Origin of the sequence: Serratia sp. CY71090 (assembly GCF_052166845.1) — a bacterium.
Lineage (GTDB): Bacteria > Pseudomonadota > Gammaproteobacteria > Enterobacterales > Enterobacteriaceae > Serratia > Serratia nematodiphila.
The window spans coordinates 158,318-181,600 of sequence record NZ_JBJNOA010000004.1 but is presented as its reverse complement, the minus strand read 5'-3'; the positions used below and the strand labels follow the sequence as shown (position 1 = coordinate 181,600).

Here is a 23,283-nt window from a genome sequence, read left to right as displayed (position 1 = left end):
GCATTAAGAATTGCAAACACCTATATATAGTAGTTATCCACAAAATCATCCACACGTCGCCACAGCCCTTGCGCGCTGCGGCTTTGCCCTGTGGATAAGCGAAATTTGACGGTTGCTCGCCGCGTCAGGCGGGTATGAACGCTCCCTCGGGGAACAAGGAGTACAACGTGAAACCAGTAGTGATTAAGCGGGACGGTTGCCAGGTACCTTTTGACGAAGCGCGCATTGCGCAGGCCATCGAGCGCGCCGCGCTGGCGGTGGGCGTGGTCGACGCCGACTACTGCGCCACCGTCGCCCGCGTGGTCGCTCAGCGCATGGAGCAGCAGCCGCGCGTCGATATCCACGAGATCCAGCAGGCAGTGGAAAACCAGCTGATGGCCGGTGAATACAAACAGCTGGCGCGCGCCTATATCGAATACCGCCACGATCGCGACGTGGCGCGCGAGCTGCGCGGCCGCCTGAATCAGGAAATTCGCGGCCTGGTCGAGCAAAGCAACCGCGCGCTGCTGAACGAAAACGCCAACAAGGACAGCAAGGTGATCCCCACCCAGCGCGACCTGCTGGCGGGCATCGTCGCCAAACACTACGCCAAGCAGCACATCCTGCCGCGCGACGTGGTGCTGGCCCATGAACGCGGCGAAATTCACTACCACGATCTCGACTACTCGCCGTTCTTCCCGATGTTCAACTGCATGCTAATCGATCTGAAAGGCATGCTGACCAACGGCTTCAAGATGGGCAACGCCGAGATCGAGCCGCCGAAGTCGATCTCCACCGCCACCGCCGTGACCGCGCAGATCATCGCCCAGGTCGCCAGCCATATTTATGGCGGCACCACCATCAACCGCATCGATGAAATTCTGGCGCCGTTCGTCGACGAGAGCTTCCGCAAACACCTGCAGGTGGCGGAAGAGTGGCAGATCCCGGACGCCAAAGGCTATGCCATGGCGCGCACCGAGAAAGAGTGTTACGACGCCTTCCAGTCGCTGGAGTACGAAGTCAACACCCTGCACACCGCCAACGGCCAGACGCCGTTCGTCACCTTCGGCTTCGGCCTCGGCACCAGCTGGGAGTCGCGCCTGATCCAGCGCTCGATCCTGAAAAACCGCATCGCCGGGCTGGGCAAAAACCGCAAGACTGCCGTGTTCCCCAAACTGGTGTTCGCCATCCGCGACGGCCTCAACCACCAGTACGGCGACCCGAACTACGACATCAAGCAGCTGGCACTGGAGTGCGCCAGCAAGCGCATGTACCCGGACATCCTCAACTACGATCAAGTGGTGAAGGTCACCGGCTCGTTCAAAACGCCGATGGGCTGCCGCAGCTTCCTCGGCACCTACGAGCAGGACGGCGAGCTGGTGCACGACGGCCGCAACAACATCGGCGTCATCAGCCTCAACCTGCCGCGTATCGCGCTGGAGGCGATGGGCGATGAGTCGCGCTTCTGGGCGCTGCTGGATCAGCGCCTGCAGCTGGCGAAAAAGGCGCTGATGACGCGCATCGCCCGGCTGGAAGGCATCAAGGCGCGGGTGGCGCCAATCTTGTACATGGAAGGCGCCTGCGGCGTGCGGCTCAAGGCCGACGACAATATCGCCGATATCTTCAAGCACGGCCGCGCCTCGATTTCGCTGGGCTACATCGGCCTGCACGAGACCATCAACGCGCTGTTCGGCGGCAAAAACCACGTGTATGACGACGAAGCGCTGCGCGCCAAAGCGGTGGCGATCGTCGCGCGGCTGCGCACCGCCGTCGACGCCTGGAAGGACGAGACCGGCTACGGCTTCAGCCTCTACAGCACGCCGAGCGAGAACCTGTGCGACCGCTTCTGCCGGCTGGACACCGCCGATTTCGGCGTAGTGCCGGGCGTCACCGACAAGGGCTATTACACCAACAGCTTCCACCTTGACGTGGAGAAGAAGGTCAATCCGTACGACAAGCTGGACTTCGAAGCGCCCTACCCGCCGTTGGCCAGCGGCGGCTTCATCTGCTACGGCGAATACCCGAACCTGCAGCACAACCTGAAGGCGCTGGAAGACGTATGGGACTACAGCTACACCCGGGTGCCTTACTACGGCACCAACACGCCGATCGACGAGTGCTACGAATGCGGCTTCACCGGTGAATTCTCCTGCACCAGCAAGGGCTTCACCTGCCCGAAATGCGGCAACCACGACTCGGCCAAGGTCTCGGTCACCCGCCGGGTGTGCGGCTATCTCGGCAGCCCCGATGCCCGGCCGTTCAACGCCGGCAAGCAGGAAGAGGTGAAACGCCGGGTGAAACACCTCGGTAATGGGCAGCTCGGCTGAAAAGCGCCGCGCAGCCTATGCAGAAGCCTGTTCATCAGGCGTGATTGTCGAGCCAGTTTGCCTTCGGCCAGCGCGCACAAACCGCAGCGTACACGCAGTACGTGAGGATTGGCAGCACTGCCCGGAGGCAAGATGGCCAGTAAAATAGCCTGATGGGCAGGCCTCACATGAATTATCACCAGTATTACCCAATCGACGTGGTCAACGGCCCCGGCACCCGCTGCACACTGTTTGTCGCCGGCTGCGTGCACCAGTGCCCCGGTTGCTACAACAAAAGCACCTGGCGGCTCAACTCCGGCCAGCCGTTTACCCCGGCGCTGGAAGACCGCATCATCGCCGATCTGAACGATACGCGCGTGCCGCGCCAGGGGCTGTCGCTCTCCGGCGGCGATCCGCTGCACCCGGCCAACGTGCCGAGTATCTTGCAACTGGTGAAACGGGTGCGCGCCGAGTGCCCCGGCAAGGATATCTGGCTGTGGACCGGCTACCGGCTGGCGGAGCTGGACGCACAGCAAATGCAGGTGGTGGACAGGATCAACGTGCTGATCGACGGCAAGTTCGTGCAGGATTTGAAAGACCCGGCGCTGATCTGGCGCGGCAGCAGCAACCAGGTGGTGCATAGGTTGCGCTGACAACGCTAGTTTGGAAATTTCTCGCGCTGGTGGGCAATCGAGAAAACCTTAATAACATCATCGACGATGATATACACCAGCAACAGGGAGGCCTTGTCAACTAGCAGCTTACGTGCCTTCCCATACCAAGGCTTACCTAATTCAGGATGATCCAGCAGGCGCTTTACCGCTTTATCTATCTCGTTATCAGCCTGCACTGCCGCCTGTGGATTGAAAATATAAAGAAACTCAAAAATACGTTCCCTGTCCCGTAGCGCTGCATTATCCCATTCGATACGCATAACGATCCCTATTTTCGGTCGTATTTCGCTCTAATTTTTGCCTTAAAGGCATCCATGCTTTCTTCTACTTCTTGTTGGCTAAGGTAGACAGCATTACCCTCATGCAGACGGGAAAAAGCTGCATCCACCTTATCTTTCAACCAATTTTCGTGCTCCTCCGCGGCCCGTTGCTCATCAGCCATTTGCTCCGCCAAGCGGCGGCAGGCTTCACTCAATGTCGTTCCTTTAGCTTCCGCGGCCTTTTGCGCCAAACGCTTGGTTTCATCTTCGATGCGAAACTGGATGCGACTTTCCATCTTTGCTCCTCCTGCAATCGCACGATGGCGACACTAAATCTTGAACAGAAACGTTAGCACATTTGTGACAACGACATCGAGGTAAACGGTCGTTTTTCGAACATTTTACACCAACCCCATCCCCACCACGCCGGTCAGTGCGCCGCATAGCGCCACCAGCGCCGCCGTCAGGCACAGCGCCCGGGCGGAGAAGGCCTTGTTGAGCATCAGCAGCGAAGGCAGGCTGACCGCCGGCAAGGTCATCAGCAGCGCCAGCGCCGGGCCGGCGCCCATGCCCGCCAGCATCATGGTCTGCACGATCGGGATTTCCGCCGCGGTGGGGATAACAAACAGGCAGCCGACGATCGCCAGGCCGATGATCCACAGCAGGCTATTGTCGACGGCGCCGTCGGCGTGCGGGAACAGCCAGACCCGCGCCGCGCCTAGCGCCAGCACAGCCAGCACGTAGATCGGGATGGTCGACCAAAACAGCGCCCACAGCGCTTTGCCCCAGCGGGCGAGGAACGGCTGCTCGTCGCTCTGCGTCGTCAGCACCAACGGCTGCGGCGCGACGGGCTGCGGATCGTTGGCGGTCACGCGCTGCACCAGCCAGGCGATGCCCAGCACCATCACCACGCCCGCCACCAGGCGGATGGCGGCGAACGGCCAACCGAGCACAAACCCCATGAACACCAGCGTCGCCGGGTTCAGTACCGGGTTGGCGAGCCAAAAGGCCAGCGCGGCGCCGCTGGACACCGACTGGCGGCGCATGCCGGCGGCAACCGGCGCGGCGCAGCAGGTGCACATCATGCCCGGCAGCGCGATCAGCGCCCCCAGCACGGTGCCGGAAAAACGCCGGTGGCCAAGCGTGCGCGCCAGCCAGTCGCGCGGGATCAGCACCTGCACCAGCGAACCTAACAACACCCCGAGCAGCGCCGCCTTCCACACCGCGGTGAAGTAGACCAGCGCGTACTGCCAGGCCGCCAGCCAGGGGCTCGCGGCGCCGTCGGCCAGGATCGATTTGCCGATCGAGTGGCTGTCCGCCGCTACGAACGCCTTGCCGTAGTAAGGCTGCCATTTGACGTAGTAGAGGCCGACGGCCACCACCAGCAGAAACAGGATCGGTTTCCACAGCGGCCAGGCGCGTGGGGCGTGTTCAGGGGCGTTCAGAGGTTGCGGCATGGTAGCGGCCAGAGTGAGTCAACAGTGGCGCCAGCATAGCGCGCCGCCGCCGCCCGTGCACGCCCGGGCTGTCCAAAATAGTTCATCTGTTCGCCACCGACGCGTAACGCGATTGTCATCTGCGCCCGGCACCATGATGCCAACTTGAAAACCACAGGGTAGACGCCCGATGAAACGCATTGCTTTCGCCTTCATCGCACAGCCATCGGCATGACGAGGTTTTTATTATGATGGAGTTATCTAGACATCCGACCACTTACCCCACCCGCTATCAGCAGATCGCCGCACAGCTGGAACAGGAGCTGCGCACGCAGTACCGCTGCGGCGACTACCTGCCTTCGGAACAGCAGCTGGCCGAGCGCTATCAGGTCAATCGCCACACCCTGCGCCGCGCGGTGGATCAGCTGGTGGAGCGCGGCTGGCTGCAGCGCCGCCACGGCGTCGGCATTCTGGTGCTGATGCGGCCTTATGACTACCCGCTGCACGCCAACACCCGCTTCAGCCAGAACCTGTTCGAGCAGGGCAGCCACCCCACCAGTGAGCGCTTACTCGCTGTCTTGCGCCCGTGCAATGGGCATGTCGCCAGCGCGCTCTCGCGTGAAGAAGGCGAAATGGTGATCCACCTGCGCACCCTGCGCCGGGTCAACGGCGTGCCGATGAGCGTGATCGACCACTATCTGCCCGATCTGGAGTGGTGGCCGGTGCTGCAGCAGTTCCACAGCGGTTCGCTGCACCAGTTTATCGAACAGCACCTCCGGCAGCCGCTGGCCCGCCGCCAGACGCGCATCAGCGCGCGCCGCGCGCAGGCCAAAGAGAGCCGGCTGCTGGAGATCGCCACCCACGCACCGCTGCTGTGCGTGCGCACCCTTAACGTCCGCAGCGGCGGCGAAGACGTGGCGGAATACTCCGTCAGCCTGGCCCGCGCCGACATGATTGAACTGACGATGGAGCACTGAATGCACGCCTTAGAGTCGAGACAACGCTGGATGTCGGTGCTGGCGCACAGCCGGCCCGAGCAGCTGCGCAGCCACTGGCTGGCGCTGAACCTCAGCCCGGGTTACCGCAGCATCCGCGCGCCGGAGATCGGCCTGGCCCAGCTGCAGGGGCGCATGGGCGCCACCGGCCGCCGCTTCGTGCTGGGGGACATGACGGTCACCCGCGCGGTGGTGCAGCTGGACAACGGCGGCTACGGCTACAGCTATATCGCCGGGCGCGACAAGGCGCACGCCGAGCTGTGCGCGCTGGCCGATGCGCTGCTGCAACAGCCGGAACACGGCGAACGCCTGCAACAACAGCTGATCGCGCCGCTGGCCGCGCTGCAGCACGAACAGCGCCAGCTGCGCGCCCGGGCGATCGCCGCCAGCCGGGTGGACTTCTTTACGCTGGTGCGAGGGGATTAAGCCATGAGTTTATTGACCGGTTTTGAGCAACCGATAGACCAATCGCAGCACGCTTTCCGTTTGATTCTTAAAGCCTTGAGCGAACCGGGCCACCGGGTGACGCTGCCGGCCGGCCCGGCCTGGGCGCCGCTGAACGCCGCCAGCACCGCCGCGCTGCTGACGCTGGCCGATCAGGAAACGCCGCTGCAGCTGTGCGCTGCGCTTAAAAGTGAGCAAGTGCTAACAAACATTCGTTTTCACAGCGGCGCGCCGCTGGCCGCCACGGCGCAGGAGGTCTGCTTTGCCCTGTTCGATGAGCACGTTCAGGCCGCCGATCTGCAGGCGTTGCCGCACGGCACTGAAATCTCGCCGGAATGCGGCGCCACGGTCATCGTGCAGCTCGCCGAGCTGGAGAACGGCGCCGCGCTGCGCCTGACCGGCCCCGGCATCGAGAGCCAACGCCTGATAGCGCCGCGCCTGCCGCCGGCGCTGCTGGATTATCTCGTCAACCGCCCGCAGCACTTCCCGCTGGGGCTGGATGTCTTGCTGACCTGCGGCGATCGCCTGCTGGCGATCCCGCGGACCACCCGCGTGGAGGTGTGCTGATGTACGTAGCGGTAAAAGGGGGCGAAAAAGCCATTGAGGCCGCCCACCAGCTGCAGGAACAGCTGCGGCGCGGCGACGAGGCGCTGCCGGCGCTCGGCGCGGAACAAATCGAACAGCAGCTGGGGCTGGCGGTGGATCGGGTGATGACCGAAGGCGGCATCTACGATCGCGAGCTGGCGGCGCTGGCCATCAAACAGGCCAGCGGCGATCTGGTGGAGGCGATTTTCCTGCTGCGCGCCTATCGCACCACCCTGCCGCGCCTGGCGGTCAGCGAGCCGCTGGCCAGCGAAAACATGCGGCTGGAGCGGCGCATCTCGGCGGTTTACAAGGACTTGCCCGGCGGGCAGGTGCTGGGGCCGACCTACGACTACACCCACCGGCTGCTGGACTTCGCGCTGCTGGCGGAAGGTGAAGCGCCGCGCGCGCCGCAGGCCGACGAACCGCTGCCGGACAACTGCAGCCACGTGTTCGATCTGTTGTGTCGCCAGCAGCTGGCGCGCGAGGAACAGGACGACGGCAGCGCGCCGGACGACATCACCCGCAACCCGCCGGTTTACCCCTGCTCGCGCTCGGCGCGCCTGCAGCAGCTGGTGCGCGGCGACGAAGGTTTTCTGCTGGCGCTCGGCTACGCTACCCAGCGCGGCTACGGCCGCAACCACCCGTTCGCCGGCGAGATCCGCACCGGCCACGTTTCGGTGGAGATCGTGCCGGAAGAGCTCGGTTTCGCTATCGATATCGGCGAAATCCTGCTGACCGAATGCGAAATGGTCAACGGCTTCGTCGATCCAAAAGATCATCCGCCGCACTTCACCCGCGGTTACGGGCTGGTGTTCGGCCGCGCCGAACGCAAGGCGATGGCGATGGCGCTGGTGGACCGCGCATTGCAAAGCCCAGACTACGGCGAAGGCGTCGCCGGCCCGGCGCAGGACGAAGAGTTCGTGCTGGCCCACGCCGACAACGTCGAGGCCGCCGGCTTCGTCTCCCATCTCAAGCTGCCGCACTACGTCGACTTCCAGGCCGAACTGGCGCTGCTCAAGCGGCTGCGGCAGGAATACAGCGAGCGTCAGGAGGCCCGCGATGAGTGAAGTATTAACCGGTTATAACCTCGGTTATCTGGACGAGCAGACCAAGCGCATGATCCGCCGCGCCATCCTCAAGGCGGTGGCGATCCCCGGCTATCAGGTGCCGTTCGGCGGCCGCGAGATGCCGATGCCCTACGGCTGGGGCACCGGCGGCATTCAGCTCACCGCCAGCGTCATCGGCCGCGCCGACGTGCTGAAGGTGATCGACCAGGGCGCCGACGACACCACCAACGCGGTGTCGATCCGCCGCTTCTTCCAGCGCGTCGCCGGGGTGGAAACCACTGAACGCACGCCGGAGGCCACGCTGATCCAGACCCGTCACCGCATTCCGGAAACCGCGCTGCGCGAAGATCAGATCCTGATCTATCAGGTGCCGATCCCGGAGCCGCTGCGCTTTATCGAACCGCGCGAAACCGAGACCCGCAAAATGCACGCGCTGGAGGAGTACGGCGTGATGCAGGTGAAGCTGTACGAAGACATCGCGCGCTACGGCCATATCGCCACCACCTACGCCTACCCGGTGAAGGTCAACGATCGCTACGTGATGGATCCGTCGCCGATCCCGAAATTCGACAACCCAAAAATGCACATGATGCCGGCGCTGCAGCTGTTCGGCGCCGGGCGCGAGAAACGCATCTATGCCCTGCCGCCGTTCACCAAGGTGGAGAGCCTGGACTTCGACGACCATCCGTTCAGCGTGCAGCAGTGGGACGAACCCTGCGCGCTGTGCGGCTCGCGCCACAGCTATCTCGACGAGGTGGTGCTCGACGATCGGGGCAACCGCATGTTCGTCTGTTCGGACACCGACTACTGCCGGCAGCAGCTGGCGCAATCTTCGCAAGAGGCGCAGCACTGATGACTTCCCCCCTTTTGAGCACCACCCCGCTGCTGTCGGTGAACCGGCTCACCCACCTGTACGCCCCCGGCAAGGGCTTCAGCGACGTGTCGTTCGACATCTACCCCGGTGAAGTGCTGGGCATCGTCGGCGAATCCGGCTCCGGCAAAACCACGCTGCTGAAGTCGATCTCGGCGCGGCTGGCGCCGCAGCATGGGCAGATCCTTTACCGCCCGCAGGCGGGCCAGGAACACGATCTATACGCCATGGCGGAGAGCGATCGCCGCCGCCTGCTGCGCACCGACTGGGGCGTGGTGCATCAGCACCCGCTCGACGGGCTGCGGCCGCAGGTCTCCGCCGGCGGCAACATCGGCGAGCGGCTGATGGCCATCGGCCAGCGCCACTATGGCGACATTCGCCGCCAGGCCGGCCAGTGGCTGGAAGACGTCGAAATCCCGCTGTCGCGCCTCGACGATCTGCCGACCACCTTCTCCGGCGGCATGCAGCAGCGGCTGCAGATCGCCCGCAATCTGGTCACCCACCCCAGGCTGGTGTTTATGGATGAGCCGACCGGCGGGCTGGACGTATCGGTGCAGGCGCGCCTGCTCGATCTGCTGCGTAATCTGGTGGTAGAGATGCAGCTGGCGGCGGTGATCGTCACTCACGATCTCGGCGTGGCGCGGCTGCTGGCCCACCGCCTGCTGGTGATGAAACAGGGCGAAGTGGTGGAGAGCGGCCTGACCGACCGGGTGCTGGACGATCCGCACCATCCTTACACCCAGCTGCTGGTTTCTTCGGTGCTGTCGTAACCCAAGGCGATAACAGATGACTATGCAAATCCGAGTTGAACATCTCAGTAAAACCTTTGTGCTGCATCAGCAGTACGGCACCCGCCTGCCGGTGCTGCACGACGCCAACCTGACGGTCCACGGCGGCGAATGCGTGGTGCTGCACGGCCACTCCGGCAGCGGCAAATCCACCCTGCTGCGCTCGCTGTACGCCAACTACCTGCCGGACAGCGGCCATATCTGGATCAACCACCAGGGCGACTGGCTGGGCATGGTCAGCGCCGACGCGCGCCAGATTCTGGCGGTACGCCGCCATACGCTGGGCTGGGTCAGCCAGTTCCTGCGGGTGATCCCGCGCATCAGCGCGCTGGAGGTGGTGATGCAGCCGCTGCTGGAACAGGGGGTCGAGCGCGCCGAGTGCCGCGAACGCGCCGAAGCGCTGCTCGCTGCGCTCAACGTGCCGCCGCGCCTGTGGCCGCTGGCGCCGTCCACCTTCTCCGGCGGCGAACAGCAACGGGTGAACATCGCGCGCGGCTTTATCGTCGACTACCCCATTCTGTTGCTGGACGAACCGACCGCCTCGCTCGACAGCCGCAACAGCGCGGCGGTGGTGCAGCTTATCGAACGCGCCAAGGCGCGCGGCGCGGCGATCGTCGGCATTTTTCACGATGAAGGCGTCCGCCGACAGGTCGCCGACCGGCTTTATGACATGCAGGCGCCACAGGCGCTGGAGGCCCTCTGATGATCGTCAATAACGTTAAGCTGGTGCTGGATGACCAGGTGGTGCAAGGCTCGCTGGAGATGCAGGATGGCGTGATCCGCAGCTTCGCCGACGGCCCGAGCCGGCTGCCGCAGGCGCTGGACGGCGACGGCGGCTGGCTGCTGCCGGGGCTGATCGAGCTGCATACCGACAACCTGGACAAGTTTTTCACCCCGCGCCCGAACGTCGACTGGCCGGCCCATTCGGCGATGAGCAGCCACGATGCGCTGATGGTGGCCAACGGCATCACCACGGTGCTGGACGCGGTGGCGATCGGCGACGTGCGCGACGGCGGCCACCGGCTGGAAAACCTGCAGAAGATGATCGATGCGGTGATCCACAGCCAGCGCGCCGGGGTGAACCGCGCCGAGCATCGGCTGCACCTGCGCTGCGAGCTGCCGCACGAGAGCACCCTGCCGCTGTTCGAACAGCTGATGGACAAGCCGGGCGTGTCGCTGGTGTCGCTGATGGACCATTCGCCGGGCCAGCGCCAGTTCGCCTCGCGCGAAAAGTATCACGAATATTATCAGGGCAAATACCACCTCAACGACCAGCAGATGAGCGAGTACGAGGAGCAGCAGGTTGCCCTGTCCGCCCGCTGGGCCGCGCCGAACCGCGAGGCGATCGCCGCCCACTGCCGCGCGCGCCGTATCTCGCTGGCCAGCCATGACGACGCCACCGCCGCGCACGTGGCCGAATCCTGCGCGCTGGGCAGCGCCATCGCCGAGTTCCCCACCACCGAGGCGGCCGCCCGCGCCTCGCACCAGCAGGGCCTGCAGGTGCTGATGGGCGCGCCAAACATCGTGCGCGGCGGCTCCCACTCCGGCAACGTGGCGGCGCACCACCTGGCGGCGCTGGGGGTGCTGGACATTCTCTCTTCCGATTATTACCCGGCCAGCCTGCTGGACGCGGCGTTTCGCCTCGCGGCGGACGAACGCAACGCCTACGATCTGCCCCAGGCGGTGCGCATGATCACCCGCAACCCGGCGCGGGCGCTGGATCTGCAGGATCGCGGCACCATCGCCGAAGGATTGCGGGCGGATCTGGTGCTGGCGCGGCCGCACGGCGAGCACGTTTATGTGCAGAACGTGTGGCGCCAGGGCAGGCAGGTGTTCTGATGGCGCGGCTCATCTATCTGATGGGGCCTTCCGGCGCAGGCAAGGACAGCCTGCTGGCCGCGCTGCGGGCCGACGCCGACCGCGCGCCGCTGGTGGCGCACCGCTACATCACCCGGCCGGCGGACGCCGGCTGCGAGAATCACATCGCGCTGAGCGAACCCGAATTTCTGCGCCGCCGCGCCAAGGGGCTGTTTGCGCTCGACTGGCAGGCGCACCAGCAGCGCTACGCGTTCGGGATCGAAGTGGATCTTTGGCTGCTGCAGGGGATCGACGTGGCGGTCAACGGTTCGCGCGCCCACCTGCCGCAGGCGCAGCAGCGCTACGGTGAGCAGCTGCTGCCGGTGTGCCTGCAGGTCAGCGCCGCGATCCTGCGCCGGCGCCTGCAGGATCGCGGGCGGGAAAGCGCCGAACAGATCGAGCAGCGGCTGGCGCGGGCGGCGGAATATCAGCAGAGCCTGCCCGCCGGCTGCCGGGTGCTGCACAACGACGGTCCACTCGACGACACCCTGGCGGCGCTGCTGGCGCTGCTGCCGACCTCTACCCGACAAACTCAGGACGCGACGCCATGAACGACTTCGCCCAGCCGAAAATCGGCGACAACGTGACCCTTAACCGCACCCGGCTCGGCCAGTATGTGCATCTGGCCGACGATGCGATCCTGGAAGAGGTGGAGATGGGGGACTACTCCTACACCGCCGGACACAACCAGATCTTTTACGCCACTATCGGCAAGTTCGTCTCCATCGCCTCCTATGCGCGCATCAATCCCGGCAACCACCCGACCTACCAGCGCATCGCGCAGCACCACTTCACCTACCGCGCTTCCGAATACGGGCTGGGGGAAGATGACGCAGCGTTCTTCGACTGGCGGCGCGAGCACCACGTCACCGTCGGCCACGACGTGTGGATCGGCCATAACGCCATTCTGATGCCGGGCGTCAGCGTCGGCAACGGCGCGGTGATCGGCAGCGCGGCGGTGGTCACCAAAGACGTGGAACCCTACAGCATCGTCGCCGGCGTGGCGGCCAAAAAGATCGGCATGCGCTTTGACGATGCGCTGATAGAGCGTATCGAACGCAGCCAGTGGTGGCACTGGGATCACGCCACGCTGCAGGCGCGGCTGGCGGATTTTCGCGACATCAACCGCTTTGCGCAGAAGTACCTTTAACGGAGGGGAGCGATGCAACTGACCTTTCTCGGCACCGGCGGCGCGCAGCAGGTGCCGGTGTTCGGCTGCGACTGCCCGATCTGCCAACGGGCGCGGCGCGAGCCGGCATTTCGGCGGCGGGCGTGCAGCGCCATGCTCAACTATCAGGGGGAAACGACCTTATTGGATGCGGGATTGCCGACTTTGGAGCGGCGATTTTCGGCGGGGCAAATTCAACGTTTTTTACTGACACATTACCACATGGATCACGTTCAGGGGTTATTTCCTTTGCGTTGGGGGTGCGGAAATTCCATTCCGGTGTATGGCCCGCCGGATGAACAGGGCTGCGACGATCTGTTCAAACACCCCGGCATTCTGGCGTTTCAGCCGCCGCTGGCGCCCTTCGCCACCGTCGAACTGGGCGGCATGCGCATCACCCCGCTGCCGCTGCAACACTCCAAACTGACCCACGGTTATCTGATCCAGGCGGCGGGCGCTGCGCTGGCCTACCTGACCGACACCGTCGGCCTGCCGCCGGCCACCGCCGACTATCTGCAGAACGTGGCGCTGGATCTGCTGGTGCTCGACTGCAGCCTGCCGCCTCAGCCGCAGGCGCCGCGCAACCACAACGATCTGACCCGTGCGCAGGAGACGCAGCGGTTGCTGCAGCCCAAACGCACGCTGTTGACGCACATCAGCCATCATCTCGATCGGTGGCTGCTGGACAATGAACTGCCCGCCGGGCTAGAGCTGGCGTTCGATCACCTCAGCGTCAGTCTCGGTAGCAGTGCAGCCGATCCGACTCCAGCACCCTGACCCCTTCGCCCGGCGTGAACGCCTGCTGCAGCAGCGTTTGCGCCACGTCTTTGGCGGCGACCGCGCGCCATTTGCCGGGCAGCAGCCTGAACAGCGGCAGCGTGAGGCGCTCCATCAGGCGCGGCGCCGGGCGCTCTCCCACCAGCATGGAAGGCCGCACCAGCGTCAGGCGCGGCCAGCGCTGTTCGCGCAGCGCCTGCTCCATTTCGCCTTTGGTGCGGTTATACAGGAAGGTAGAATCCGCATTGGCGCCCAACGCGCTCACCACCAGACAGTGCTGCGCCCCCAACCGGCGGCCGGTCAGCGCGCTCTCCACCACCAGTTGATAATCGACGTAGCGGAAGGCATCGGCGCTGCCCGCCGCCCGGCGGGTGGTGCCCAGGCAGCAGAACACCAGATCGACCGGTTGCTGCAGGCTACTCAGCAGCTCGAACAGCGCATCGCCGACCGGATTGGTCAGCTTGCCGTGCGGCGGCAGCGGCGTGCGCGTCGGCGCCACGATGGCCGTTACCTGCGGATCGCTTTGCAACAGCTGCAGCAACTCGCGCCCCACCAGCCCGGTTGCGCCGACTAACAGTGCTCGCGCCATGCGATCTCCCGTTGTAATGGCTATGTCGACTTAAAGTATAGACCGCGCCCAGTGCAGCTTCTTGCCGAAGCCGAGGGTGTTGTCGGTCATCTTCACCTCGTGCAGATCCAGCCGCCAAACCGAGGCCTTCATCGCCCTGGCGATCGGGAAGCGCTTGCAGTAACGTGCGCGCGCCGCCTCGGCCTCTTCGCCGCTCAGCAGCGCCGCCTCGGCGCGGTACTGCACGCCGCGGATCAGCGCGATGCTTTTCGGCTTCGGCGCGATGGTGCCGACCACCCGGCCGTTGTTCAGCATCAGCCCGCCGTGGCGGGTGTGCGGTTCGGTCATCAGCCACAGCGCCATCGTCGCGGCGTCGAACACGTAAAAACAGTTGGCGCACCACATGTCGAGGCCGTCGCCGGCGCACAGCGTCAAGACGTGTTGTTTACCGATAAAATCCGCAATCTGCTGCCGTTGTTCTGGGGTATTCAAGGTTACTCGCCTCCCTGTTCACTCACTTCATCTTACCCTGCGTTGTTGAGGCGAGTCACAAATAACGATAATCACCAAAAAACAAAAGTGAATATAAAAACAAAGATAGTGAATTTTTATTTATTTTAGCATAAAGCAGGTTGATAACATAAATAACACAATGCGGATTTATTTGATCGTTATGCAGCCGGTTATTTGACCGCTTTTTTTATTCCTTCTCGAGCGGCATCAAAATTAAGCGCTCAAGGCCCGAGAACATTAGCAATTCATTTACATGCCAACCTCTGCGTCTGGATGATACTTATGCAACACATTGCATAACCGGTGAATAGTTATTTATAAAAACCGGCATTTATGTGATTCTAATCACAAATTTTAGTGCATCTTGCGCTAAAATAGCGCCATCTTTTCACTCAGCAAGGTGGATTAGAAAATGGAAAACAATAACCGAAAAATGGCGCACATCAGGCGTACAACCCATATTATGATGATGGCTCATCGCAGCTGCTTTAGCTTCGCATTCTTCAACTACAGATAACCCTCCCCCTCGCTCTTACGCCGTTGTTAAGAGTGTCTTTGCGTTTCACTTTATTCTCCGCACTCCGGTGATAATGTCTTTTTCTCGCTAAGCGGGAAGGACACGCAACACATTTTTAATTTCGGCCAAGCGCATCCAGGATAAATAAAACAGCGAACACAGTTAATGCCTTTCGGCATCACTGGGTTCTCGCACACCTTTATTTTCGTGAAGGCGTTAACGGCAAATGAAATTATTTGCCGGCGGAATGCCTTTGCCTGAAGAATGAGAAAAATGAAAAAATTAAAAATTGCCGCCAACACCCAAACCCTCGGCTGCTTTGAAACTGAACGCGACATCGTCGATGTGCATCACAGCGATTTCAATGACGTCGCCGCCATCGTGCTGTCGGTAGACGACGTCGCGCAAGGCATGGTGGCGCGCATCGAAGAACACGGCCTGAACATTCCGCTGTTCGTCGCCGTCTGCTGCGAAGAAGAGCTGGATAACGCCGTACTGCCGGCGCTGCACGGCGTGTTTGAACTGTGCGGCAAGAATACCCAGTTCTACGGCAAACAGCTGGAGGCCGCCGCCGCCAAATATGAGAGCGAGCTGCTGCCGCCGTTCTTCAACACGCTGACGCAGTATGTGGAAATGGGCAACGCCACCTTCGCCTGCCCCGGCCACCAGGGCGGCGAGTTCTTCCGCAAACACCCGGCGGGCCGCCAGTTCTTCGACTTCTACGGCGAAACGCTTTTCCGCTCCGACATGTGCAACGCCGACGTCAAACTGGGCGATCTGTTGATCCACGAAGGCGCGCCTTGCGCCGCGCAGCAGCACGCCGCCAAGGTGTTCAACGCCGACAAGACCTACTTCGTGCTCAACGGCACCTCGGCCTCGAACAAGGTGGCGACCAACGCCCTGCTGACGCGCGGCGACCTGGTGCTGTTCGACCGCAACAACCATAAATCCAACCACCACGGCGCGTTGATCCAGGCCGGCGCTACGCCGGTTTACCTGGAAACCGCCCGCAACCCGTTCGGCTTTATCGGCGGCATCGACGCGCACTGCTTCGACGAACGCTACCTGCGCCAACAGATCCGCGAAGTGGCGCCGGAACGCGCCAACGAAGCCCGCCCGTTCCGCCTGGCGATCATCCAGCTCGGCACCTACGACGGCACCATCTACAACGCCCGCCAGGTGGTCGACAAAATTGGCCACCTGTGCGACTACATCCTGTTCGACTCCGCCTGGGTGGGCTATGAGCAGTTCATTCCGATGATGAAAGACTGCTCGCCGCTGCTGCTGGAGCTGAACGAAAACGATCCCGGCATCATCGTCACCCAGTCGGTGCACAAACAGCAGGCCGGTTTCTCGCAGACCTCGCAGATCCACAAAAAAGACAAGCATATCAAGGGGCAGAGCCGCTACTGCAACCACAAGCGCTTCAACAACGCCTTTATGCTGCACGCCTCCACTAGCCCGTTCTACCCGCTGTTCGCCGCGCTGGACGTCAACGCCAAGATGCACGAGGGCAAGAGCGGCCAGCGCCTGTGGCAAGAATGTGTGCGCGTGGGCATCGAAGCGCGCAAAATGCTGCTGGATACCTGCACGATGATCAAACCGTTCGTGCCGGATCAGATCGACGGCAAGCCTTGGCAGGCCTATGACACCGCGGCGATGGCCAACGATCTGCGCTTCTTCAACTTCGTGCCCGGCGAAAAATGGCACGCTTTTGAGGGCTATGCCGAATCGCAGTACTTCGTCGATCCGTGCAAACTGCTGCTCACCACGCCGGGCATCGATACCGCGACCGGCAGCTACAGCGAGTTCGGCATCCCGGCGACCATTCTGGCCAACTACCTGCGTGAAAACGGCATCGTGCCGGAAAAATGCGATCTCAACTCGATCCTGTTCCTGCTGACGCCGGCGGAAGACATCGCCAAGATGCAGCACCTGGTGGCCCTGATCGCCCGCTTCGAGAAGCACATCGAGCAAAACTCATTGCTCAGCGAGGTGCTGCCTGCGGTCTATAAAAACCACCAGCAGCGCTACAAAAACTACACCATCCGCCAGTTGTGCCAGGAAATGCACGACCTTTACGTCAGCTATGACGTTAAAGAACTGCAAAAAGAGATGTTCCGCAAAAGCTATTTCCCACGCGTGGTGATGAACCCGCAGGACGCCAATACCGAGTTCGTGCGCGGCAATGTGGAATTGGTCTCGCTGGCCAAGGCCGAGGGCCGCATCGCCGCCGAAGGCGCCCTGCCTTACCCACCAGGCGTGCTGTGCGTGGTGCCCGGCGAAATTTGGGGCGGCGCCGCGCAGCGTTATTTCCTGGCACTGGAAGAAGGCATCAACTTATTGCCTGGATTCGCACCGGAATTGCAGGGCGTTTATATCCAACAGGATGAGGACGGCTGGAACCGCGCTTACGGCTACGTCATGAAAAATTAATCACCTTACGGGGCGGCGATTATTCTCGCCGCCCGGATCGCATCCTAAAAGAGAAAATGATCATGAGTAAGTCCAATAATAAAATGGGGGTCGTGCAATTAACGATCCTGACCGCCGTGAATATGATGGGTTCCGGCATAATTATGCTGCCAACCAAGCTGGCCGAAGTGGGCACGATTTCGATCGTTTCCTGGCTGGTGACCGCCGTCGGCTCGATGGCGCTGGCCTACGCCTTCGCCAAATGCGGCATGTTCAGCCGTAAATCCGGCGGCATGGGCGGCTACGCCGAATACGCCTTCGGTAAATCAGGCAACTTTATGGCGAACTACACCTATGGCGTTTCGCTGCTGATCGCCAATATCGCCATCGCCATTTCCGCCGTCGGCTACGGCACCGAGCTGTTTGGCGCTACGCTCAGCCCACTGGGGATCTGCATCGCCACCATCGGCGTGCTGTGGCTTGCGACCGTCGCCAACTTCGGCGGTGCGCGCATTACCGGCAAAATCAGCGGCATCACCGTCTGGGGCGTGATCATTCCGGTGGTGGGCATCTCGGTCATCGGCTGGTACTGGTTCAGCGGCAGCGCCTACGTCGCCGCCTGGAACCCGCATCAGGTGCCGACCTTCGAAGCCATCGGCGCCTCGATCTCGATGACCTTGTGGGCATTCCTGGGGCTGGAATCCGCCTGCGCCAATACCGACGTGGTGGAAAATCCGGAGCGCAACGTGCCGATCGCCGTACTGGGCGGCACCCTCAGCGCGGCGGTGATCTATATCGTTTCGACCAACGTGATCGCCGGCATCGTGCCGAACATGGATCTGGCCAACTCCACCGCCCCGTTCGGGCTGGCGTTCTCCCACATGTTCAACCCGACAGTCGGCAAGATCATCATGGCGTTGATGGTGATGTCCTGCGTCGGCTCGCTGCTCGGCTGGCAGTTCACCATCGCGCAGGTGTTCAAATCCTCCGCCGACAGCGGCTTCTTCCCGAAAATCTTCTCCAAGCTGAGCAAGGCCGACGCGCCGGTTAAAGGCATGCTGACCATCGTCGTCATCCAGAGCGGTTTGTCGCTGATGACCATCAGCCCATCGTTGAACAAGCAGTTCAACGTGCTGGTGAACCTGGCGGTGGTGACCAACATCATCCCGTACATCCTGTCGATGGCGGCGTTGGTCATTATTCAGAAAGTGGCGAAGGTGCCGGACAACAAGGCGCGCATCGCCAATATCATCGCCGGCATCGGCGCGCTGTACAGCTTCTACGCGCTCTACAGCTCCGGTGAGGAAGCGATGATGTGGGGCGCCATCGCCACCTTCCTCGGCTGGACGCTGTACGGCATCGTCTCGCCGCGCTTCGAGCTGGCGGGAAAAAAGGGGTAAAGCGGTAAGGCTCCGGCGGCCGGGGATGGGATTGTGATGGGGCGCAATATCACCTCATCGCAACCCTGGCCAGCCGACGCTCTCTGTCGCCCACGCCGCTCTAGTGACTGGAATGACTCACTCTCTTTCTTACTCTCGGGCTTTATTATCAGTAAATCCAAGCCACCAAGCATAATTCCTGTTCACTACCGCCATTCATAAATAAAAAGCATCAAAACATCATTGATACCGCTTATATAAATCCATTTAAAACAGCGTTCTCGCTTCGTCACCCCATGTGCGCCAACGCCTTCACCGTAAATAAAAACCATTATTTAATATGGTGTTATGATGATTAATGCCGTTTTACAGAGACTTTATTTCCCGAACGCCTAAGCACTTTCTATCATCTGCACTGCTTTCCGGCGGTGCTATGATCATCGTTGATTTACAACCAATCACCGGCTCATCATCGGAATAAACGGCCAATTATTCACCCCGGAAGTCACGTGACGAGGTTTATATGAAAAACAATGAAAAACTCATTGTGAAAGCAGAAGAGACTCAACTGCCAAAAGATGTGGTTTATGCATTCTTGATGAACACGGCAAAGGAAGACGTCACCAATGCCGCCATGCGTCTTATCGATGAAAACGCGGTTTATACTTCCTTGAACTTTGAAAACAAAGAGCTCAAACAGATCGAGCCCTGGGCGGGCACTTCTCAAGGGCGACAGGTTTACATCGATACCTTTTCAAATGTCGGAACTTACTGGGAAATAAACGACTTCACGATCGGTGACATTCTTGCCGACGGAGGCACCGTGGCCGTATTTGGTCAATTCACCTATACCTCAGTAGCGCTAGGCCATCAGTTCACCTCTCCTTTCGCAATAAAAGCGCAGGTCAAAGACGGAAAAATCGTTTATTTCCAGTTTATGGAAGACACCTATGCTTCCGCGGCTTCATTCCGCGTCAGTGGCGAGTGGACAATTCAGCATCATAAAGGGGAAGAAAACAAATTTACCGTGGGTGTAAAATAATCCCTTATCGTCAAGACGGAATAAACAAACCGTTCCGCCAGTGGTGAAATCCATCGTTAAATCGTGACAAAATAGAGATGCCGCGCTTAGCTATGGCGGCCTGATGTCATCTCTACCCTTGCACAGGACCCCAATGATGGACTTACCCCACTGGTATCTCTATATGCTGCGTTTACCGAGCGGCATGCTGTATACCGGCATCACCACCGACGTGGCGCGCCGCCTGGCGCAACATCAGGCCGGCAAAGGCGCCAAGGCGCTGCGCGGTAAAGGGGAGCTGACATTGGCGTTTCACTGCCAGGTGGGGGATCGCTCAACGGCGCTGAAGCTGGAATACCGCGTCAAACAGCTGAGCAAAATACAAAAAGAGCGGCTGGTGAATCACCCGCCGCTGTCATTGGAGGATTTGTTGCCGGTGGTTAAAAGCGATTAAACGGCGCCGAAAAAGCCACTTCGCCGCTGACGCCATTCAGAGCGTCTTCCGCCAGCGGATACACCTGGAATGCGCTTTCCATGTCCGGCCAGCGACAATTCAGGCCATAGGCGGCTGCCGGTTTGAAGCCGAAGCGGCCGTAATAGGCCGGATCGCCCAGCACTACCACCGCGGCGTAGCTGAATTCGTTCAGCGAGTCCAAGCCTTCGTACACCAGCTTTTCAGCCAGCCCCTGACGGCGCAGGCTTTCGTCAACCGCCAGCGGCGCCAGCGCCACCCATTGGCGGTCTTCGCCGGCCACGTCTACCGGGCTGAACGCGGCATAACCCACTACGCCGCCTTCGTCGTCAGTGGCGACCACGCCCAGCGTCAGCAGGCCGTCTTCGCGCAGCTGTTGCACCAGGTCTGCTTCGTCGTCGCGGCCAAAGGCGCGGCGCAGCAAGGCGTCGATGCCCGCCGCGTCTACCGGGATCTCTACGCGGATCAGCATGATACCGCCACACGGGAAGCCGACGCCGTGCCCTCCTGCAGCCCTGCTTCGACAAAATCAGCCAACTGCAGCAGCCCCATGCGCAGCGGCGCAGGCATGCTTTCCAGCTCGATGGCGTCCATCAAATTTTTCACATACAGGCCCAATTCGGTATCCCCTTCAATCTGCAGCCGACGCTGAAAGAACAGCGTATCCGGATCTTGCTTGCGCGCCGCGATCAGGATCAGATCGTTGGCGTCGCCGCTGAAGCTGACGTCCGCTTCGGCGTGCTGGCTGACCACCAGTTTGTCGTTTTCTACCGTCATAAACCAGTGTAGCGCCAGATCGCGAACTTCGATCTTTAACCAGCGCGATTCGAGAAATTCCAGTTCGCCATCCGCCAACGCCTGGCGGAACTGCCAGCTCAGCACCTGTTGCAGCAGCTGGCGCTGCAGGGCGAACGGCGTGAATTTCAGCGGGATGCGCAGCAGCGACGGCCCCTGGCGCACAAGGCGTGCTCGTAGTTGTTCCAACACGGTCATCCACTCCTTTCAATACGGACTACCGCTATTTTGCCACACTGGCGCGCGGCTTCAGCGGTCTATATCAACAAATAGTGCATTTCACCGCCATGTTTATCAATACGCCATAAGCTGCCCCAAATCAAAACCTGTGCGTGCTCCTTTGCCTAAAATGGCCTCCCCGATTCGCGTTTGCCGGCGGAACACCGCCGCCGGCAACCTTTAAAGACAGCGTGCGCCCGGCCGGGCGCACGGCTAAGCCAGGATAAATCTATGGAGCTGCTTTGCCCCGCCGGCAACCTGCCGGCCCTGAAGGCCGCGGTAGATAACGGCGCCGACGCCGTTTACATCGGGCTGAAAGACGATACCAACGCGCGCCACTTCGCCGGCCTCAACTTCACCGAGAAAAAGCTGCAGGAAGCGGTCGATTACGTGCATCGCCACGGCCGTAAACTGCATATCGCCATCAACACCTTCGCCCATCCCGACGGCTACGCCCGCTGGCAGCGCGCGGTGGATATGGCCGCCCAGCTGGGCGCCGACGCGCTGATTCTGGCGGATCTGGCGATGCTGGAATACGCCGCCCAGCGCTACCCTCAGCTGGAGCGCCACGTTTCGGTGCAGGCCTCCGCCACCAACGAAGAGGCGATCCGTTTCTACCAGCGCAACTTCGAGGTGGGCCGGGTGGTGCTGCCGCGCGTGCTGTCGATGCATCAGGTGAAACAGCTGGCGCGCACCAGCCCGGTGCCGCTGGAAGTGTTCGCCTTCGGCAGCCTGTGCATCATGGCCGAAGGACGCTGCTATCTCTCTTCCTACCTGACCGGCGAGTCGCCGAACACCGTCGGCGCCTGTTCGCCGGCGCGTTTCGTGCGCTGGCAGCAAACCCCGCAGGGCATGGAGTCGCGCCTGAACGACGTGCTGATCGACCGCTACCAGGACCATGAAAACGCCGGTTACCCGACGCTGTGCAAGGGCCGCTATCTGGTGGACGACGTGCGCTACCACGCGCTGGAAGAGCCCACCAGCCTCAATACGCTGGAGCTGCTGCCGGAGCTGCTGGCCGCCAACATCGCCTCGGTGAAGATCGAAGGCCGCCAGCGCAGCCCGGCTTACGTCAGCCAGGTGGCGCGCGTCTGGCGCCAGGCGATCGACCGTTGCCAGGCCGATCCGGCCGCCTACCGCGCCGACGCCGCCTGGATGGAGACGCTGGGCGCGATGTCCGAGGGCACCCAGACCACGCTGGGCGCCTATCACCGCAAATGGCAGTAGCCGGAGGAAACATGAAATACGCACTGGGGCCGGTACTCTACTACTGGCCGAAAACCGACATCACGGCGTTCTATCAACAGGCGGCGGAGAGCAGCGCCGACATCATTTACCTTGGCGAGAGCGTCTGCACCAAACGGCGCGAGATGAAGGTCAGCGATTGGCTGGCGCTGGCGCGCGAGATCGCCCGCAGCGGCAAACAGGTGGTTATCTCCACGCTGGCGCTGCTGCAGGCGCCGTCCGAGCTGAATGAGCTGAAACGCTATGTGGAGAACGGCGAGTTCCTGCTGGAAGCCAACGATCTGGGCGCGGTGAACATGGCGGCGGAACGCGGCTTGCCGTTCGTCGCCGGCCATGCGCTGAACTGCTACAACGCCTATACCCTGCGCCTGCTGCGCCGCCAGGGCATGGTGCGCTGGTGCATGCCGGTCGAGCTGTCGCGCGACTGGCTGGCCAACCTGCTGACGCAGTGCGACGAGCTGGGCTTCCGCCACGATTTCGAGGTGGAGGTGCTGAGCTACGGCCACCTGCCGTTGGCCTACTCGGCGCGCTGCTTCACCGCCCGCTCGGAGAACCGCGGCAAGGACGAGTGCGAAACCTGCTGCATCAAATATCCGCAGGGCCGCATGATGCGCTCCCAGGAGCAACAGCAGGTGTTCGTGCTCAACGGCATCCAGACCATGAGCGGTTACTGCTACAACCTCGGCAACGAGCTGCCGAGCATGCAGGAGCTGGTGGACATCGTGCGGCTGTCGCCGCAGGGCGCCGAGACGCTGGCGCAGATCGACGCCTTCCGCGCCAACGAGCGCGGCGAGCAGCCGCTGAACTTGATCGACCGCGCCGACTGCAACGGCTACTGGCGCCGCGTGGCGGGGCTGGAGTTGGTGGGGTGAAGCCCCCTTGCATTCAACAAATGGGCACCCATTGTGGTGCTCATTAGATCTGCCTGTACG

The 23,283-nt window shown here is 61.9% G+C and carries 27 protein-coding genes; 20 read left to right on the top strand and 7 right to left on the bottom strand.

Annotated features, from left to right (window positions below):
• Positions 1-167: 167 nt before the first annotated feature.
• A complete protein-coding gene (gene nrdD / locus ACJ8OK_RS10595) occupies positions 168-2,306 on the top strand; it encodes an anaerobic ribonucleoside-triphosphate reductase (RefSeq protein WP_442530570.1) in 2,139 nt (712 codons plus the stop codon).
• Positions 2,307-2,473: 167 nt separating this feature from the next.
• Positions 2,474-2,938 carry an anaerobic ribonucleoside-triphosphate reductase-activating protein gene (gene nrdG, locus ACJ8OK_RS10590; RefSeq protein WP_041037638.1) on the top strand — a complete coding sequence of 155 codons (465 nt, stop codon included), beginning with the start codon at positions 2,474-2,476 and terminating at the stop codon, positions 2,936-2,938.
• A gap of 5 nt (positions 2,939-2,943) precedes the next feature.
• On the opposite strand, the gene ACJ8OK_RS10585 is transcribed toward nrdG, so the two are convergent.
• The 3 genes from ACJ8OK_RS10585 to ACJ8OK_RS10575 all read right to left on the bottom strand — a co-directional run bounded on the left by ACJ8OK_RS10585 (position 2,944) and on the right by ACJ8OK_RS10575 (position 4,676).
• Positions 2,944-3,219: a type II toxin-antitoxin system RelE/ParE family toxin gene (locus tag ACJ8OK_RS10585; RefSeq protein WP_033631648.1), complete on the bottom strand. Its 276-nt coding sequence runs from the start codon at positions 3,217-3,219 to the stop codon at positions 2,944-2,946.
• Positions 3,220-3,227: 8 nt separating this feature from the next.
• Positions 3,228-3,515 (bottom strand): type II toxin-antitoxin system RelB/DinJ family antitoxin, encoded by a 288-nt coding sequence (locus ACJ8OK_RS10580; protein ID WP_013811307.1) that lies wholly within the window; start codon positions 3,513-3,515, stop codon positions 3,228-3,230.
• A gap of 105 nt (positions 3,516-3,620) precedes the next feature.
• Positions 3,621-4,676 carry a permease gene (locus ACJ8OK_RS10575; protein WP_060558431.1) on the bottom strand — a complete coding sequence of 352 codons (1,056 nt, stop codon included), beginning with the start codon at positions 4,674-4,676 and terminating at the stop codon, positions 3,621-3,623.
• 227 nt (positions 4,677-4,903) lie between these two features.
• Here ACJ8OK_RS10575 and phnF point away from each other — a divergent pair, with 227 nt between their 5' ends.
• Genes phnF through phnP form a run of 11 tightly spaced genes read left to right on the top strand, consistent with a single transcriptional unit; the run spans position 4,904 to position 13,207 of the window.
• Entirely contained in the window at positions 4,904-5,632 is a 729-nt protein-coding gene (phnF, locus tag ACJ8OK_RS10570; protein ID WP_033633545.1) for a phosphonate metabolism transcriptional regulator PhnF, read from the top strand.
• Complete coding sequence (gene phnG, locus ACJ8OK_RS10565; RefSeq protein ID WP_033631646.1) at positions 5,633-6,076, top strand: phosphonate C-P lyase system protein PhnG; 444 nt, start codon at positions 5,633-5,635, stop codon at positions 6,074-6,076.
• 3 nt (positions 6,077-6,079) lie between these two features.
• Complete coding sequence (gene phnH / locus ACJ8OK_RS10560) at positions 6,080-6,661, top strand: phosphonate C-P lyase system protein PhnH (RefSeq protein ID WP_033631645.1); 582 nt, start codon at positions 6,080-6,082, stop codon at positions 6,659-6,661.
• Positions 6,661-7,746, top strand: coding sequence for a carbon-phosphorus lyase complex subunit PhnI (locus ACJ8OK_RS10555; protein ID WP_442530569.1), 1,086 nt, complete (start codon positions 6,661-6,663; stop codon positions 7,744-7,746). The genes phnH and ACJ8OK_RS10555 overlap by 1 nt, the downstream gene beginning before the upstream one ends.
• Positions 7,739-8,599, top strand: a complete 861-nt coding sequence (locus ACJ8OK_RS10550; protein ID WP_004933420.1) for an alpha-D-ribose 1-methylphosphonate 5-phosphate C-P-lyase PhnJ — start codon at positions 7,739-7,741, stop codon at positions 8,597-8,599. The genes ACJ8OK_RS10555 and ACJ8OK_RS10550 overlap by 8 nt, the downstream gene beginning before the upstream one ends.
• A complete protein-coding gene (gene phnK / locus ACJ8OK_RS10545) occupies positions 8,599-9,387 on the top strand; it encodes a phosphonate C-P lyase system protein PhnK (protein WP_033631641.1) in 789 nt (262 codons plus the stop codon). Before ACJ8OK_RS10550 ends, phnK begins: the two co-directional genes overlap by 1 nt.
• A 16-nt stretch (positions 9,388-9,403) precedes the next feature.
• Positions 9,404-10,108, top strand: coding sequence for a phosphonate C-P lyase system protein PhnL (phnL, locus tag ACJ8OK_RS10540; protein ID WP_442530568.1), 705 nt, complete (start codon positions 9,404-9,406; stop codon positions 10,106-10,108).
• Positions 10,108-11,244 carry an alpha-D-ribose 1-methylphosphonate 5-triphosphate diphosphatase gene (phnM, locus tag ACJ8OK_RS10535; RefSeq protein WP_442530567.1) on the top strand — a complete coding sequence of 379 codons (1,137 nt, stop codon included), beginning with the start codon at positions 10,108-10,110 and terminating at the stop codon, positions 11,242-11,244. The genes phnL and phnM overlap by 1 nt, the downstream gene beginning before the upstream one ends.
• A complete protein-coding gene (phnN, locus tag ACJ8OK_RS10530) occupies positions 11,244-11,813 on the top strand; it encodes a ribose 1,5-bisphosphokinase (RefSeq protein WP_060558424.1) in 570 nt (189 codons plus the stop codon). Before phnM ends, phnN begins: the two co-directional genes overlap by 1 nt.
• Positions 11,810-12,412 carry a DapH/DapD/GlmU-related protein gene (locus ACJ8OK_RS10525; RefSeq protein ID WP_015376431.1) on the top strand — a complete coding sequence of 201 codons (603 nt, stop codon included), beginning with the start codon at positions 11,810-11,812 and terminating at the stop codon, positions 12,410-12,412. Before phnN ends, ACJ8OK_RS10525 begins: the two co-directional genes overlap by 4 nt.
• Before the next feature lie 12 nt (positions 12,413-12,424).
• Positions 12,425-13,207, top strand: a complete 783-nt coding sequence (phnP, locus tag ACJ8OK_RS10520; RefSeq protein WP_166730529.1) for a phosphonate metabolism protein PhnP — start codon at positions 12,425-12,427, stop codon at positions 13,205-13,207.
• On the opposite strand, the gene ACJ8OK_RS10515 is transcribed toward phnP, so the two are convergent.
• On the bottom strand, positions 13,164-13,796 hold the full coding sequence (locus tag ACJ8OK_RS10515; RefSeq protein ID WP_261238953.1) for an NAD(P)H-binding protein: 633 nt from the start codon (positions 13,794-13,796) through the stop codon (positions 13,164-13,166). The two genes, phnP and ACJ8OK_RS10515, sit on opposite strands and share 44 nt — an antisense overlap.
• Positions 13,797-13,826: 30 nt before the next feature.
• Positions 13,827-14,267, bottom strand: a complete 441-nt coding sequence (locus ACJ8OK_RS10510; protein ID WP_442530566.1) for a YhbP family protein — start codon at positions 14,265-14,267, stop codon at positions 13,827-13,829.
• 433 nt (positions 14,268-14,700) lie between these two features.
• On the opposite strand from ACJ8OK_RS10510, the gene speFL reads away from it, so the two are divergent.
• From speFL to ACJ8OK_RS10485, 5 genes are all read left to right on the top strand, one after another.
• A complete protein-coding gene (gene speFL / locus ACJ8OK_RS10505) occupies positions 14,701-14,805 on the top strand; it encodes a leader peptide SpeFL (protein ID WP_004933443.1) in 105 nt (34 codons plus the stop codon).
• A gap of 273 nt (positions 14,806-15,078) precedes the next feature.
• On the top strand, positions 15,079-17,241 hold the full coding sequence (speF, locus tag ACJ8OK_RS10500; protein ID WP_015376427.1) for an ornithine decarboxylase SpeF: 2,163 nt from the start codon (positions 15,079-15,081) through the stop codon (positions 17,239-17,241).
• A 62-nt stretch (positions 17,242-17,303) separates the two neighbouring features.
• Positions 17,304-18,620 (top strand): putrescine-ornithine antiporter, encoded by a 1,317-nt coding sequence (potE, locus tag ACJ8OK_RS10495; protein ID WP_028127578.1) that lies wholly within the window; start codon positions 17,304-17,306, stop codon positions 18,618-18,620.
• 502 nt (positions 18,621-19,122) lie between these two features.
• The gene (locus tag ACJ8OK_RS10490; protein ID WP_004933453.1) at positions 19,123-19,641 is read left to right on the top strand and encodes a nuclear transport factor 2 family protein; all 519 of its coding nucleotides are present in this window, start codon (positions 19,123-19,125) and stop codon (positions 19,639-19,641) included.
• Positions 19,642-19,777: 136 nt separating this feature from the next.
• Positions 19,778-20,074: a GIY-YIG nuclease family protein gene (locus ACJ8OK_RS10485; protein ID WP_033631635.1), complete on the top strand. Its 297-nt coding sequence runs from the start codon at positions 19,778-19,780 to the stop codon at positions 20,072-20,074.
• On the opposite strand, the gene ACJ8OK_RS10480 is transcribed toward ACJ8OK_RS10485, so the two are convergent.
• Positions 20,061-20,564, bottom strand: coding sequence for a GNAT family N-acetyltransferase (locus tag ACJ8OK_RS10480; protein WP_261238951.1), 504 nt, complete (start codon positions 20,562-20,564; stop codon positions 20,061-20,063). The two genes, ACJ8OK_RS10485 and ACJ8OK_RS10480, sit on opposite strands and share 14 nt — an antisense overlap.
• Positions 20,558-21,079 (bottom strand): ubiquinone anaerobic biosynthesis accessory factor UbiT, encoded by a 522-nt coding sequence (gene ubiT, locus ACJ8OK_RS10475; RefSeq protein ID WP_049187007.1) that lies wholly within the window; start codon positions 21,077-21,079, stop codon positions 20,558-20,560. Before ubiT ends, ACJ8OK_RS10480 begins: the two co-directional genes overlap by 7 nt.
• Positions 21,080-21,337: 258 nt before the next feature.
• Between ubiT and ubiU the strand changes: the two genes are divergently transcribed.
• Positions 21,338-22,333, top strand: coding sequence for a ubiquinone anaerobic biosynthesis protein UbiU (gene ubiU / locus ACJ8OK_RS10470; RefSeq protein ID WP_015376422.1), 996 nt, complete (start codon positions 21,338-21,340; stop codon positions 22,331-22,333).
• An 11-nt stretch (positions 22,334-22,344) separates the two neighbouring features.
• The gene (locus ACJ8OK_RS10465; protein WP_442530565.1) at positions 22,345-23,223 is read left to right on the top strand and encodes a U32 family peptidase; all 879 of its coding nucleotides are present in this window, start codon (positions 22,345-22,347) and stop codon (positions 23,221-23,223) included.
• Positions 23,224-23,283 lie beyond the last annotated feature (60 nt).

What these genes read in the sequence shown, in the direction of transcription:
- nrdG (WP_041037638.1), top strand. Translation starts at nt 2,474, where the DNA reads ATGAATTATCACCAGTATTACCCAATCGACGTGGTCAACGGCCCCGGC.
- ACJ8OK_RS10585 (WP_033631648.1), bottom strand. Translation starts at nt 3,219, where the DNA reads ATGCGTATCGAATGGGATAATGCAGCGCTACGGGACAGGGAACGTATT.
- ACJ8OK_RS10580 (WP_013811307.1), bottom strand. Translation starts at nt 3,515, where the DNA reads ATGGAAAGTCGCATCCAGTTTCGCATCGAAGATGAAACCAAGCGTTTG.
- ACJ8OK_RS10575 (WP_060558431.1), bottom strand. Translation starts at nt 4,676, where the DNA reads ATGCCGCAACCTCTGAACGCCCCTGAACACGCCCCACGCGCCTGGCCG.
- phnF (WP_033633545.1), top strand. Translation starts at nt 4,904, where the DNA reads ATGATGGAGTTATCTAGACATCCGACCACTTACCCCACCCGCTATCAG.
- phnG (WP_033631646.1), top strand. Translation starts at nt 5,633, where the DNA reads ATGCACGCCTTAGAGTCGAGACAACGCTGGATGTCGGTGCTGGCGCAC.
- phnH (WP_033631645.1), top strand. Translation starts at nt 6,080, where the DNA reads ATGAGTTTATTGACCGGTTTTGAGCAACCGATAGACCAATCGCAGCAC.
- ACJ8OK_RS10555 (WP_442530569.1), top strand. Translation starts at nt 6,661, where the DNA reads ATGTACGTAGCGGTAAAAGGGGGCGAAAAAGCCATTGAGGCCGCCCAC.
- ACJ8OK_RS10550 (WP_004933420.1), top strand. Translation starts at nt 7,739, where the DNA reads ATGAGTGAAGTATTAACCGGTTATAACCTCGGTTATCTGGACGAGCAG.
- phnK (WP_033631641.1), top strand. Translation starts at nt 8,599, where the DNA reads ATGACTTCCCCCCTTTTGAGCACCACCCCGCTGCTGTCGGTGAACCGG.
- phnL (WP_442530568.1), top strand. Translation starts at nt 9,404, where the DNA reads ATGACTATGCAAATCCGAGTTGAACATCTCAGTAAAACCTTTGTGCTG.
- phnM (WP_442530567.1), top strand. Translation starts at nt 10,108, where the DNA reads ATGATCGTCAATAACGTTAAGCTGGTGCTGGATGACCAGGTGGTGCAA.
- phnN (WP_060558424.1), top strand. Translation starts at nt 11,244, where the DNA reads ATGGCGCGGCTCATCTATCTGATGGGGCCTTCCGGCGCAGGCAAGGAC.
- ACJ8OK_RS10525 (WP_015376431.1), top strand. Translation starts at nt 11,810, where the DNA reads ATGAACGACTTCGCCCAGCCGAAAATCGGCGACAACGTGACCCTTAAC.
- phnP (WP_166730529.1), top strand. Translation starts at nt 12,425, where the DNA reads ATGCAACTGACCTTTCTCGGCACCGGCGGCGCGCAGCAGGTGCCGGTG.
- ACJ8OK_RS10515 (WP_261238953.1), bottom strand. Translation starts at nt 13,796, where the DNA reads ATGGCGCGAGCACTGTTAGTCGGCGCAACCGGGCTGGTGGGGCGCGAG.
- speFL (WP_004933443.1), top strand. Translation starts at nt 14,701, where the DNA reads ATGGAAAACAATAACCGAAAAATGGCGCACATCAGGCGTACAACCCAT.
- speF (WP_015376427.1), top strand. Translation starts at nt 15,079, where the DNA reads ATGAAAAAATTAAAAATTGCCGCCAACACCCAAACCCTCGGCTGCTTT.
- potE (WP_028127578.1), top strand. Translation starts at nt 17,304, where the DNA reads ATGAGTAAGTCCAATAATAAAATGGGGGTCGTGCAATTAACGATCCTG.
- ACJ8OK_RS10490 (WP_004933453.1), top strand. Translation starts at nt 19,123, where the DNA reads ATGAAAAACAATGAAAAACTCATTGTGAAAGCAGAAGAGACTCAACTG.
- ACJ8OK_RS10485 (WP_033631635.1), top strand. Translation starts at nt 19,778, where the DNA reads ATGGACTTACCCCACTGGTATCTCTATATGCTGCGTTTACCGAGCGGC.
- ACJ8OK_RS10480 (WP_261238951.1), bottom strand. Translation starts at nt 20,564, where the DNA reads ATGCTGATCCGCGTAGAGATCCCGGTAGACGCGGCGGGCATCGACGCC.
- ubiU (WP_015376422.1), top strand. Translation starts at nt 21,338, where the DNA reads ATGGAGCTGCTTTGCCCCGCCGGCAACCTGCCGGCCCTGAAGGCCGCG.
- ACJ8OK_RS10465 (WP_442530565.1), top strand. Translation starts at nt 22,345, where the DNA reads ATGAAATACGCACTGGGGCCGGTACTCTACTACTGGCCGAAAACCGAC.